Annotated in this window: 9 protein-coding genes; 6 read left to right on the forward strand and 3 right to left on the reverse strand. The window is 68.3% G+C overall.

What is annotated here, in order from left to right; all coding sequences use genetic code 11:
• The first annotated feature begins 16 nt into the window (after positions 1-16).
• From AC3AOF_RS30615 to AC3AOF_RS30625, 3 genes are all read left to right on the forward strand, one after another.
• Complete coding sequence (locus AC3AOF_RS30615) at positions 17-271, forward strand: hypothetical protein (protein WP_488349341.1); 255 nt, start codon at positions 17-19, stop codon at positions 269-271.
• A gap of 652 nt (positions 272-923) precedes the next feature.
• Complete coding sequence (locus AC3AOF_RS30620) at positions 924-1,712, forward strand: crotonase/enoyl-CoA hydratase family protein (protein WP_236993518.1); 789 nt, start codon at positions 924-926, stop codon at positions 1,710-1,712.
• Positions 1,713-2,178: 466 nt separating this feature from the next.
• Entirely contained in the window at positions 2,179-3,312 is a 1,134-nt protein-coding gene (locus tag AC3AOF_RS30625) for an HPP family protein (protein WP_488349342.1), read from the forward strand.
• A 187-nt stretch (positions 3,313-3,499) separates the two neighbouring features.
• Here the strand turns inward: AC3AOF_RS30625 and AC3AOF_RS30630 are convergent, their stop codons facing one another.
• The 3 genes from AC3AOF_RS30630 to AC3AOF_RS30640 form a co-directional block, all read right to left on the reverse strand.
• A complete protein-coding gene (locus tag AC3AOF_RS30630) occupies positions 3,500-3,922 on the reverse strand; it encodes a group III truncated hemoglobin (protein ID WP_236993026.1) in 423 nt (140 codons plus the stop codon).
• Between the two features lie 134 nt (positions 3,923-4,056).
• Positions 4,057-5,340 (reverse strand): NAD(P)/FAD-dependent oxidoreductase, encoded by a 1,284-nt coding sequence (locus tag AC3AOF_RS30635; protein ID WP_488349343.1) that lies wholly within the window; start codon positions 5,338-5,340, stop codon positions 4,057-4,059.
• Positions 5,341-6,340: 1,000 nt separating this feature from the next.
• On the reverse strand, positions 6,341-7,561 hold the full coding sequence (locus AC3AOF_RS30640; RefSeq protein WP_236993024.1) for a replication initiator protein A: 1,221 nt from the start codon (positions 7,559-7,561) through the stop codon (positions 6,341-6,343).
• A gap of 1,107 nt (positions 7,562-8,668) precedes the next feature.
• Here AC3AOF_RS30640 and repA point away from each other — a divergent pair.
• From repA to AC3AOF_RS30655, 3 genes are all read left to right on the forward strand, one after another.
• Positions 8,669-9,895 (forward strand): plasmid partitioning protein RepA, encoded by a 1,227-nt coding sequence (gene repA, locus AC3AOF_RS30645; RefSeq protein WP_442919386.1) that lies wholly within the window; start codon positions 8,669-8,671, stop codon positions 9,893-9,895.
• Positions 9,892-10,911, forward strand: coding sequence for a plasmid partitioning protein RepB (gene repB, locus AC3AOF_RS30650; protein WP_488349344.1), 1,020 nt, complete (start codon positions 9,892-9,894; stop codon positions 10,909-10,911). The genes repA and repB overlap by 4 nt, the downstream gene beginning before the upstream one ends.
• Before the next feature lie 939 nt (positions 10,912-11,850).
• Positions 11,851-12,567 (forward strand): DJ-1/PfpI family protein, encoded by a 717-nt coding sequence (locus AC3AOF_RS30655; RefSeq protein ID WP_236993022.1) that lies wholly within the window; start codon positions 11,851-11,853, stop codon positions 12,565-12,567.
• The last annotated feature ends 22 nt before the right edge of the window (positions 12,568-12,589 follow it).

A 12,589-nucleotide genomic window follows, 5' to 3' on the forward strand; every position in this document is an offset into this window, starting at 1 on the left:
GGCCTCCCCTGGAAGCATGCTGGAGTTCTTCGGATCCGGCGCGACCCCGGCGACCGGGACGGGCGAGCGGTCGATCCCGATCTCGCTCGACGCAGGGGGCTCGCACGCTCGGCTCGGCTTTCCGCACGTCGGACGGTCCTCGATGTCGTCGATCGGGACGATCCCGTCGACGCGGGGGTTGCAGCCGCCACGGGTCCGGCGGTGGAACACCGCGACGGCGATCGATGGGCGCGGCCGTCCGATCATCGGTGGTTTTGCAGGCGCCGCTTGATCGATCGGGACTCCATCCCTGTGCAAGTTCGCATGCTTCCGCCGCTTGGGGCCGGTCTCGTCGACGGGCGAGCGCTGGAATCATGGCAACGGCCCAAGATGCTGACGCATCGATTCGATCCCAGGCAGGCCCGAGATCGACGGGGCCGTTGATCCATCTCGAATTTCCGACACCAAGCCAAAGTCTCGGCGAGAAAATTCGAGAACGGAACCAAAGGTCGTTTTCAACGACCGTTGGTATCATAGGACCGCCGACGCGATCGTGATCGCGAGCGGCATGCCGTCGAGGCGGCGGCGGGTCCCGGCGATGGTGTCCGGCTTTCGCCTTCGGATCGTCGCTGCCCAGGGTCGCGGCGGCCCGCTCCACGAACGGCGGCACCCGCCCGGCTGCAGGGACGCGGACATGATGGACATCCGGACGGACATCGATCCGGCCAGTCGGCAACCGCGCCGGCGAGCACCATTTCGACGAGGTGGTGTTCGAGGACGTCCCCCGTCCCGAGGACGCGCTCCTCGGGCGCCAGGGCGAGGACGGGGCACAGGTCACCGGCGAGCTCGCGCGTAAGCGCAGCGGGCCGGAGCGATTCCTGTCGCCGTTCCGGCTCCTCGTCGCATCGCCCGCGGGCTCGGGCATAGATGATCGGAGATTTCCCATGACCGATGCGGTGCTCTACGAGCAGGATGGCGGCATCGTCACCCTGACGCTCAACCGGCCGGAGACGCGCAACCCGATCTCCGAGCGCGACGTGGTCGACGGCCTCGTGGCGGCGCTCGGGCGGCTCGGCGCCGACCCGTCGGTCCGGGTGGCGATCCTGACCGGGGCCGGCAGCGCGTTCTCGTCCGGCGGCGACCTGCGGGCGATGCAGGACGCCCTGGACGCGCGTGCCCGCGACCCCCACGCCACGATCGCCTATTACACGCAGGGCATCCAGCGCATCCCGCTGGCCTTCGAGGCGCTGGACGTGCCGGTGATCGCCGCCGTCAACGGCCCGGCGATCGGCGCGGGCACCGACCTCGCCTGCCTGTGCGACCTGCGCATCGCCGCCGACACGGCACGCTTCGCCGAGAGCTTCGTCAAGATCGGCATCATCCCGGGCGACGGCGGCGCCTGGCTCCTGCCGCGGATCGTCGGCTGGTCGAAGGCCTGCGAGATGGCGCTGACCGGCGACGCGATCTCGGCCGCGGAGGCCCTGGCCTGCGGGCTGGTCTCGCAGGTGGTGCCGGGGGCCGAGCTGATGACGGCGAGCCGCGCGCTCGCCGCGCGCATCGCCGTCAACCCGCCCCAGGCGGTCCGGGCGACGAAGCGCCTCCTGCGCGAAGGACGCTCCACCACCCTGCCGACCCTGCTCCAGCTCTCGGCCACGGCGCAGGCGATCGCGCATACCAGCGCGGAACACCGGGACGCGCTCGCCCGCGCCCTGGCGCGGAGGTCGAAGGGCTAAGCAGACTTGCGTTGGCAGGCCAACGCTTCGTCCGCTTAGGTTGTTGAATTATCGCAGATTTTTGTCGCAAAACCGGCCGCCACTTTTGCGAAATCTGCTTAGATCATTGTCCGACGAAGTGGATGCCGGTTCGTCGAAAGAGAATGCGACGAGGCCGGAGACCTGGAGAGCTTCGCGATCGCAACGCGATCGTGAAGCGCTCTAGCTACTCCCCTGCCCGCCGGGGGTCGGCCGGGGCGACCGGGCGTTCGTCACGCGGGTCTCCGCCATACCCGGCACGGGTCCGATCCTTCCTCGCTTCCGCGGGTGGCGTGGAGACGTGCAGCCATCGGCTGCCGTCATGGCGAGCACGGTGCCCCGAATCTTTGCAAGCGCGAGCGTGGCGCTTAGAGCTACGCGCCGTCGGCGCTCTTCCGTCGGCCCCGTCACGCTCCGCTCGTCCAAGGATCCAGCCCGCATGTGGGGGATGTCGCGCCTGTCACGGATCGTCCGGCCGCTGCGTGCGGGCGGCAGGACATGGGCAGGACGGCTGTCGACGCCCATGCTCCCGGGCGCGAGCTTACGCGAGCGCCTGCTCGCCTGCCTGGGCGCCCTCATCGGCATCGCGCTCACCGGCCTGATCAGCGGCTGGATCGTCGGCCAGGGGCCGCACATCCCGATGATCGTCGCGCCCATGGGGGCGAGCGCCGTGCTGCTCTTCGCCGTCCCCGCCAGTCCGCTGGCCCAGCCCTGGTCGATCATCGGCGGCAACACGCTCTCGGCCCTGATCGGGGTGACCGCCGCCCACGTCATTCCCGATCCGGTGGCGGCGATCGGCGTCGGCGTCTCCCTCGCCATCGCGGTCATGTCGCTCACCCGCTGCCTTCACCCGCCCGGCGGCGCCGCGGCGCTGACCGCGCTGATCGGCGGCCCGGCGGTGACCTCGTCCGGGTTCCTGTTCCCGTTCGTCCCCGTCGGCCTCAACTCGCTTATCCTGGTCGGCCTCGGCATCGTGTTTCACCGGCTGGCCCGCCGCCAGTATCCCCATGTCCCGGCCGCGGTACCGGCCAATGCCCACGACACGGCGGACCTGCCCGCCGCCTTGCGCGTCGGATTCCATGCCGAGGACATCGACGCGGCTTTGCTCACTCTCAACGAGTCCCTCGACATCGACCGCGCCGACCTCGACCGGCTGCTGCGCGAGGTCGAGCACAAGGCGCTCGTCCGGTCCCGCGGCACCGTGACATGCGCCGACATCATGTCCCGCGACGTCGTCACGATCGGGCTGCACGAGCCGGCCGCCCGGGCACGGGAGCTGCTGTTCAAGCACGACGTCCGCACGCTGCCGGTCGTGGACGAGAGGGACCGGCTCGTCGGCACGGTCGGGCTGCGCGAGGTGACGCTGCAGGCCGCGGGCGACATCGCGCAGGCGCTCTCGGCCGCCAGGACCGCCGGGCCGGACGAGCCCGCGGCGGCCCTGGTTCCGGTCCTCACCGACGGCCGCAGCCACGCCGTCGTCGTGACCGGGCCGGATCTCCGCGTGCTCGGGATCGTGACGCAGACCGACATGCTGGCGACCCTGGCCCGTGCCGCCACCGCGCAGGCCCTGCTGCCCTCGTGAGCGGGCGACGCCGAAGCGAGGAAGCGCGCGCAGGTCCCGGTACCGGCCGTCATCCGCCTGGCGAGGGCCCGATCGTTGCATGGGGGTCGGCCCACGAACGGCCCGCCCGCAGGGACGATATCCATGCCCGATGCCCCCCAGGTCCTCACCCTCCTGCACGCCGCCCTCATGGTGGCGAGCATGATGATCACCTGGCAGGTCTACCTGCTCGGCAAGCGGTAGGGACCGCGCCGGTGTCGCCGGGGCGGAAGAACAGGCCGGCCTGAAGGCTCGCGCCGATCCGCTCGGCCCGCGCCTGCAGGGCCTCCGCCTCGTCCGGGGCGAAGCACGAGGCGGCCGTCTCCCGGAACAGGGCGAGCCACCGCGCAAAGTGCTCCGGTCTCAAGGCGCCGAGCGCCTGGTGCCGGCCGAACGGATTGCCCTTGTAGCGGCCCGTCTTGAACAGGACCGACGACCAGAATGCCTCGATCGTCGCCATGTGCCGGGGCCACTCGGCCTCCGGAATCGCGGCGGCGAAGACCGGCCCGACGAGCGGGTCGCTGCGGACGCGCGCGTAGAAGGCTGCCAGGAAGGGGGCGAGGCTGCTCTCGTCCAGAATCATCCGAGCCATTCCCGTTGGATGCCGACCGGTGCGGGCCCGTGCAAGGGCTGGCGGATCGCCTTTGCACCATTCCGCTTCGTGCGTCGGTGCCGCATGGCTGTTAACCGCGGCTAACTCCGGTGGCGACCGAGACGGCAGGGCAATCAGAAACGCGCATCGGTCAGGTGCGCGAGCTGGGCCCCGGCCTCGTAGAAGGCCTCCTTCAGCCGCCGCCGGGGCGCCGCGACCGGATCGGTGACCGGGAGCGGCAACGCGTCCTCACCGATCGCGCCGGCGACGAGTTGGGCGAGGCAGCGGCCGAAGACCGTGCCGGGCGCGATGCCCCTGCCGTTGTAGCCGCTGAACGAGACGACGTTCCGGCCAAGGCGGTGGAAGCGCGGCAGGTTGTTCACCGTCATGCCGATCTCTCCGTACCACTCGGTCTCGAAGGATACGCCCGCGAGTTGCGGAAACAGCCTGGCGAGGGCCCGCCGGCCCCAGCCGCGGTGGATGGGCAGGCCCGTCCCGCGTAAGGCGCCGACGCTGCCGAAGACGAGCCGGCCCGCCTGGTCGAACCGGAACGAGCTCAGCACCTCGCGGGTATCCCAGGCGCCCTGGCGCTCGGGCAGGATCGAGCGGCGCAAGTTGTCGCTCAACGGTGCGGTCGCCATGTTGAAATACGGCAGATGGACGAGTTCCGTCCGGATCTCCGGCCAGACCGCGCTGGTATAGGCGTTGGTCGCCACGATCACCTGGGCGGCCTCGACGCGGCCGTGCGGGGTGTCGAGCCGCCAATGCGTGCCCGCATCGATGACGGCGACGACCGGGCTGCCGGTGTGGATCCGGGCCCCGGCCTTAATCGCAGCGCCTGCGAGGCCGCGGGCATAGGCGAGCGGCTGGATGGTGCCGGCTCGCGCATCGAGCAGCGCGCCCGCATAGGCGCGGGTGCCGACCTTGGCCGCGGTCTCCTCCGCGTCGAGCAGCCGGACCGGCGCGCCGCGGGCCTGCCACTGGCGGGCGCGCTCCTGCAACTCGGCGAGGCCCTTCTTGCCCACCGCGCAATGCAGCGTTCCCCGGCGCTCGGGCTCGCAGGCGATGCCGTGCCGCTCGACGAGATCGAACACCGCGGCGGGTGCTGCGCCGAGCAGGTCGAGGAGGGCTGAGCCGTAGCGATCGCCGAGTTCGCCCGGCAGGTCGTCGGGCATGACCCACATCCCGGCATTGACGAGCCCGACATTCCGGCCCGACCCGCCGAATCCGATCTCGACGCCTTCGAGAATCGCAACGCTCGCCCCCCCTTCCGCGAGGTGGAGCGCGGCGGACAGGCCCGTGAACCCGCCGCCGACGATCGCCACATCGACCGCGATCCGACCCTCGAGTGGCTGCGTCGGCGGAGCCGGGGGAGCCGAAAGCTCCCAGAGGCCGTGGCTGCGCGGATCATCTCTCATGGATCGTCACTCGCGATAGGGCGGACCGGAATCGGCACGGCGCGAGCGATACCGGCGCGCGGCGCACCTGTCTTGTGCGGCGGGGGGCGCCCCATCGAACCCAGCCCATGTCGCACGCGGCCCGTGTCGCACGGGCCGAGATTCGTGGCTTACCTCGACGATGTGAAGTCCCTCCCCTGCCACCCGCCGCCACATCGCGGGAGACATTCGAGCCCGCCTCGATTCCGAATCGCAACCGGTCTGCGGCACGGTTGCGATTCGGAATCGAGAAGTCCGAGCCGGTGGCGGCGGTTCCGAGCGACCCGGCCTGTGAGAATCGCGAGGACGCCGGAATGGCGGGACCGCGGACCATGGCGCACGACGCAATCCTCGACGGGACGATCCGGCACGGGCCGCCGGCCGGAGCATCATGCGGCGGCAAATCGACGGAGCGCCGACGCTTCGGTCGCCGCGACTGTGCATCGGCCTTCGTCATCGCAGGATACGGACCGGTTCAGGGCCTGTGGTCGGTGGAGGTGAGTCGCTGTTCTGCCTCTCTCGACTGGCACGAAAACCGTGCTTGTGCGAATCGAGGCGTGAACGGACCGAAATACGCCTCTCCCTCTTCTTCCTCGGAATCGAATGATTTTTGTCAGCCGAAGGCGTTTCAAGAATCTGTTTCTCTAGTTTTGATTCTAAGTTTTAGGTGCCTGACCACGCCCTAAAGCGATGATCGTTAAGGTAAATTTCCGGTTGCCGGAGTCCCAAGTACGGCGCTGCCGGATCGATCTACGCCGTCGACAGATCGATGTACGGCGCGTCCCGGAGTGATGTACGCCAGGATTCGGCTTATCCACAGCCGTCCACAGGGGCCGTTTTTGTCATGATCGGGCCGGACCGATGTACGGCGCCCGCCAAAATCCGGGGTCACCGATTCGCTTCTAGGCCGTCTCGCTTTTTGGCAAAGCCGGGCGGATCGAAATACGGGGGTTTTGGCAGCCCCCTCCCCTGCCCGGTTTTGTCACGGATTGCCGGACTCATGTACGGCGGATTTGTCATTGGACCGGTTCACCATCCGCAGCACCGGCTCGCGCTCGCCGTCGATGATGCTGAGGTCGTAATCGGGCAGCGGCACCGCCGCCTCGACGATCTCCTTGATCGCCTGACGGAATTTGTGCTTGGGCAGCTTCGAGCCGCTCCGCTTGTGGAGTTCGGTCATGCCGTAGCGGGCTTCCGTCTGCCCGGCCGCCTTGCGGGCGAGGCGGTAGAGGAACTTGGCGATCGGCCGCGTGATCAGGAAGTAGTCCGGGTTCAGGGTCAGGATCGACGGCTTGCCGTCGGGCTTGACGACGCCCTCGTAGACCCAGTCCGGAATGTCGATCTCGACCTGGTCGATACGGTCGGCGCTGGTCCGGGACACGACCTTGTAGCGGCCGATCAGCGGAAACGCCTCGGTCTCGCGGCGGCGCGTCTTGGCCTTGTCGCTCGACAGGTTGGTGATCTTGATGCGGGTCGCCTGCAGGCGATCGAGTGCGCGCTCGAGATCCTCGTACTGCTTGCCGCCGAGCTCGCGCCGGCAGAATTTCAGGATCTCCGAGGCGGCGGGCCGGTAGGTCCGGGGCGGCAGGGACGGACGCAACCCCTTGGAATCGTCGATCCGGTACTGGCGCGTCTGCTCCGCCAGATGCGAGATCATGTTGATGACGATGTCGTAGTCGTAAGCCGTGGCGAGCCCGACCTCGGCGCCGCCCTCGACGGTGATGACGGAATCCTTCAATTCGTACCGGATCACCCCCTCCCCCGTCGTCTTCGACAGGGCGAAGGGCGCGATGTCCATCAGGTTCATGTCGTCCTTGATCGGCGCGTCGTGGACGGTCGGCACGAAGAAGGCCAGCTGGGCGTCGTCGATCGGCGGCGGCCGGACGAGGGCGCGCGGGGGCCTCACCACCTCGTGCTCGACGATCTTGGCGACCTCCTCGGAGCGGATCGCCTCCGCCAGGACCGTGAGGGATTTTCGGAGCGGCTCCTCCTCGCCGAACTCCGCGAGCTTCAGGTCCGCGAAGGAGCGTCGGCTGTAGAAGCGCCGGATGCGGCTGAGGCCATCCTTCGACAGGCGGGTGAACTCGTCCCCACGTAAGTGCGCGACCTGCTGCGCGACGCCTTGCAGGTACTCGTTCTTCTCGTGGAGCGAGAGTTGGGCGAACTCCTCGCGCGTCTTGAGATGCAGCTTCGCCATCGGCATACCAGTTCCTCAAGCGCTACCATAGCACAGTACCACCTTGCGCATTCGTCTCCAGATTCGCGGTGTCGTGCGGGCCGGTGGCTTCGGCCGTCCGGACACCGCACGGCGATCGGTTGGCGGACGACTCCCCTTCAGGCCTCCCTTCCCGGCCCGGACGGCGCGACGGCGATTCGACCGCCCATCGCCGCAAAGTATCCGGTGAGGCGCGAGCACGGCGTGACGACGCGGGACCGACCCCGCAGGAAGGCCGCCACGATCCGGCGGTGCGGTCCGGAGCGGGAGCGCCACCGACCGGCGGGACGATATCGGGGCGGTCGGTCTATCGTTAAGCAAAGGATAATCGGTGCCGCATGGGCGAGACCGACGGTGGCCGCGTTCTCATCACTCCCACCGGCCGCCCCTCCCCGGCGCCCGGCATGTCGGCCTATCCGAGCCGGAACGTTGTTCATGGTAGGATGCGCCGCAGGTCCGGACATCGGCCAAGCCGGCACGGCGATCGAGCAAACCCTGTTGGCGCATGGCCCGGCCGTCGGCCGGCAACCGCAGGAGCGATCGGGCGCCGCTCTGGGTCCGCCCCCACGCGCGGACGGGCACGCTGCGGCATTCTTGCCCACATGGTGCAGGGCTGGTCTGGCAGGCAGAATCCGTGCCTCGTCCTTCCCCGAAACGGCCTGCTCCATGGCGGAGGAAGGTCGTGACGGGCAGGCTTGCGACGCATCGCGGCGTTGTGGCTCCCGGTTACCGAAGCCCCCCGTCGCTTCGCCATCCGGCAGGCGTTAGCCGTGGCTAACACATGTCCTCGGCCATCCCTGCAAGCGCGTGTCGTGAAGGTGAAAGCGACGATGAGCAGCGCGCATTCCGTCGGCCGGGTGATCGCGCTCGACGCTCCTCCGCGCCCTGACCCGCCCCGGTCGCTCGCCCGTTGGCTCCGCGAAGCCGGGAAGCGACCCGCGTTAGCCGCGGCTAACACGCGCGCACCGCCCGAACCGGATCGTCGAATTACCGGCGAGATACCGCTTGAATATCGCCCGGAATCGCTTCTACCCTGCCAGCCGCGCAGTTTCATCGATTCTGCCGATAAATGCGATTCTGGCCACGGACGACGAGATGAGTGCGGAGACGGCGAATGCGGCGGCCATGCCCGGGGCGGCGCCTCCTTCCGAGCTGAAAGAGCTGGTGCAGCGTCACGGCGCCGAGCTCTCCGCCCAGCTGCAGGCCCACCACCGCAACATCTTTCCGCCGGAAGCCGAGAAGACCATCCGGCCGTTCAGCCCGGCGGAAGCCGCCCGGCTGCTCGGGATCCACGAATCCTACCTCCGGCAGGTCGCCACCGAGGAGAACGGGATCACGCCTCTGGTGAAGAACGGCCGCCGCAGCTACTCGGTCGAGGATATCCACGAGCTGCGCAAGCGCCTGGACCAGGGCACGCGCGGGAACCGCCGCTACCTGCCGCATCGCGGCCCGGGCGAGCACCTGCAGGTCGTCACGGTGATGAACTTCAAGGGCGGTTCCGGCAAGACGACGACCGCGGCGCATCTCGCCCAGCACCTTGCGCTACACGGCTACCGGGTGCTCGCCATCGATCTCGATCCGCAGGCCAGCCTCTCGGCCCTGTTCGGGCACCAGCCCGAGACCCATGTCGGGCCGAACGAGACGCTGTACGGCGCGATCCGCTACGACGACCAGCGCCGCCCGATCGCCGAGATCGTCCGGGGCACCTACATTCCCGGCCTGCACATCGTCCCGGCCAATCTCGAACTGATGGAGTTCGAGCACGATACCCCGAAGGCCCTGCTCCAGCGCCGCTCCGGCGACACCCTGTTCTTCGCCCGGATCGGCCAGGCGATCGGGCAGGCGCAGAACCTCTACGACGTCGTCGTGATCGATTGCCCGCCGCAGCTCGGATACCTGACGCTCTCGGCGCTGACCGCCGCGACCGCGGTGCTGATCACCGTCCATCCCCAGATGCTGGACGTGATGTCGATGAGCCAGTTCCTCCAGATGACCGGCGATCTGCTCGACGAGGTGTCGCGGCACGGGGCCTCCACCTCCTACGACTGGATGAAGTACCTGATCACCCGGTTCGAGCCGGGGGACGGGCCGCAGAACCAGATGGTGGCGTTCCTGCGCTCGATCTTCGGCGAGCACGTCCTGATTCACCCGATGCTGAAGAGCACGGCGATCTCGGATGCGGGCCTCACCAACCAGACCATCTTCGAGGTCGAGCGGCAGCAATTCACCCGCTCGACCTACGACCGCGCCGTGGAAGCGGTGACCAACGTGAACACCGAGATCGAGGCCCAGATCAAGAAGGCCTGGGGGAGGGCGGTTTGAGCAGGAAGGCGCTGTTCGGCGCGATCGGCAATCGCGAGTCTCAAGCCCCCGAGGTCCCGGCCCCCGCGGTCGCCCGCGTGCGGGCGCGGCCCATCCTCGGCTCGCCCGACCTCATCGCGGATACGGCCGCCAAGCCCGTGGGCGCCATCAGCCAGTCGCTCGGCGAGGTCAGCGAGCGCGCCAAGCGTGCCGAGGAGATCGAGAAGAAGCTGACCGAAGGCCAGGTCATCGTCGCGATCGACACGGACCTCGTCGACCCGTCCTTCGTCTCAGACCGCATGCCGGTCTCCGAGCAGGCGCTGGCGAGCCTGGCCGAAAAAATCCGCGACCACGGCCAGCTCAACCCGATCCTGGTCCGGCCCCATCCGGAGGCGCCTGGCCGCTACCAGGTCGCCTTCGGCCACCGCCGGCTGCGGGCGGTGCGGGCGCTCGGCCTCCCGGTGCGGGCCGTGGTCCGCGAGCTGACGGACGAGCAGCTGGTCGTCGCGCAGGGACAGGAGAACCACGAGCGCGAGGATCTCTCCTACATCGAGAAGGCGCTGTTCGCGCATCGCCTGGAGCGGCGCGGCTTCACCCGCGCGACGATCATGGCGGCGATGTCGATCTACAAGAGCGACCTGTCGAACATGCTCTCGGTCGCCACCAGGATCCCCGAGGAGATCATCCACGCCATCGGTCCGGCGCCCGGCATCGGCCGGCGGGCCTGGCTCGATCTGGTCGGCCTGATGGCGGAGGAGGGGCGGGCGGATGCGATCCGTAGGGCGATCGCCGATCCGGCCTTCGCCGCGCTCGAGAGCGAGGCCCGGTTCAAGCAGGTCATCGCCGCGACGAAGCCGCCGCCGGTCCGGGCCAAGGCGGAGAGCTGGTCCACGGCGAACGGCGAGACGCTGGCGAAGGTAACGCAGGACGAGGACCGCGTCTCGCTCACCATCGACCGGCGCAAGTCGCCGGACTTCGCCGAGTTCGTGCTGACCCGCCTGCGCGACCTGTATGCGGAGTTCAAGGCCGGCGCGTGAGCGCCGGTCCCGGTGGTGTATCACGAGCCCGCGACGGTGAAGCTTCGCTTCACACGCCTGAGCGAAGCCGATTTCCGCATCGCGAAGTGATCAGCGGAGAATCGTGTGAGAGGAGCGACGACGCTCCCGTCGTGCCGCCGCCGGCCTATGATCCGGTCCGTCTGACGTCGTTCTGACGCACGGACGTCCTTCGCCCGCCGACAGCCGAGAACGACCTCCGTAGCGAGGTGGTCGCATTCACGCATCTCGGTGCGAGCGCTTCCCCCTTCGGGGATAGCGCAGCTCTCCTCCCCCAAGGAGGACATCGCTTTTTTACAACGAGTTCGTCGTCAGGGACGGGGGGTGGACCTGCGGTGGCGGGGGAGGGGGCTTCGAGGGACCCGTCTGCACCGCGAAATGAAGGAGCCGATCGGGAAGCGGACCGTCGGCGCAGACGGCTTTCGACGGGGCATAGTATGATGATGAACGCTCCCGTGCGCGCAGCCACGAAGACTTGCGATGCCGGCGAGCCGATTTCGGCGAAAGCAAAGAATGTTCGACTGTACCGCCAAATTGTGAGATCGATTGCCCGATGCTTCGACGTGGACGATATTTCATGGCCGCTTCGATGCACGATCTTCGCAGCTGGCAAGACGAATTGTTCGTCCTTTGCAATCCGGACGAGCGAGTCCTGAGCCGGCCATCGAGATTTTTTCTGATCTGAAATTGCAATCACCCACCTCAGGGTGTAATTGATTCGAGCGCAGTAGACACGCATCGGGTCGATGCCTTCGAGGTCAATCATCTCACAGCATCGAAGATCGTCGATCTGATGGTGTGCTTTGAAGATGCATTATTTGCATCCTCTTGTCTTCGCTGAAGATTTTGCCGCGGTTCTGAAAATCCACGAATAATTTCCAGTCGATGCGCAGTCATCGATGAACCTCGTCGGAGGATGCCGTGACGACGCCCTTAGCCCATGGTGCCTTTCCGCCCACGCAGCGGGTCGGGATTCTCGTCTACGACAACTTCGAGCCGATCGACGTGTTCGGGTTCGCGGAGGCGTTCACGATCGCCCGGTTCGTCGGAACCGGTTACGACAGCCCGCCGCCCTATCCGTTCTCGGTCAAGCTGATCGGGCATCGGCGCGAGCCGGTGCGGAGCATCAACGGCCCCGCCGTCATGCCGGATTGGGACATGGCCGAGGCGCTGGCCGAGGCGCTGGCCGAGCCGCTGGACGTCCTCATGATCCCGGGCGGCGGCGGAACCTGGCCCCTCCTCGACGAAACGACCGACCCCGAGGGCGTGGCGGCTTTGCTCGACTGGGTCCGCCGGATGGACGAACGGGTGAAGCTCATGGCGTCGGTCTGCACCGGCGCCGCGGTGCTCGCCCGCGCCGGGCTGCTCGACGGCCATCCCGCCACCACCAACCATGCCAGCTTCGCCTGGGTGGCGCAGCACGGGCCGGCCGTCCTCTGGGACAGCGTCTCGCGCTGGGTCGATGCGGGCCGCTACGCGACGTCCGCCGGCGTCTCGGCGGGGATCGATCTCGGCTTCTACCTCGTGTCGCGGCTCGCCGGCCGCGCCGTGGCCGAGAATGCCGTCGCCTCGGCCGAGTACGACTGGCACCGCGACCCGCAGATGCCGATCGACTACCCGCAGCGGGCGCAAGCCTGATCGCCGGACCATCAAGAGAGAC

Source organism: Methylobacterium sp. 142-1Y, assembly GCF_057747795.1.

Excerpts from the sequence above, each read along its gene's own strand:
- AC3AOF_RS30630 (WP_236993026.1), bottom strand. The coding sequence starts at position 3,922 with ATGGCTCGGATGATTCTGGACGAGAGCAGCCTCGCCCCCTTCCTGGCA.
- AC3AOF_RS30635 (WP_488349343.1), bottom strand. The coding sequence starts at position 5,340 with ATGAGAGATGATCCGCGCAGCCACGGCCTCTGGGAGCTTTCGGCTCCC.
- AC3AOF_RS30640 (WP_236993024.1), bottom strand. The coding sequence starts at position 7,561 with ATGCCGATGGCGAAGCTGCATCTCAAGACGCGCGAGGAGTTCGCCCAA.
- AC3AOF_RS30615 (WP_488349341.1), top strand. The coding sequence starts at position 17 with ATGCTGGAGTTCTTCGGATCCGGCGCGACCCCGGCGACCGGGACGGGC.
- repA (WP_442919386.1), top strand. The coding sequence starts at position 8,669 with ATGAGTGCGGAGACGGCGAATGCGGCGGCCATGCCCGGGGCGGCGCCT.
- AC3AOF_RS30620 (WP_236993518.1), top strand. The coding sequence starts at position 924 with ATGACCGATGCGGTGCTCTACGAGCAGGATGGCGGCATCGTCACCCTG.
- AC3AOF_RS30625 (WP_488349342.1), top strand. The coding sequence starts at position 2,179 with ATGTCGCGCCTGTCACGGATCGTCCGGCCGCTGCGTGCGGGCGGCAGG.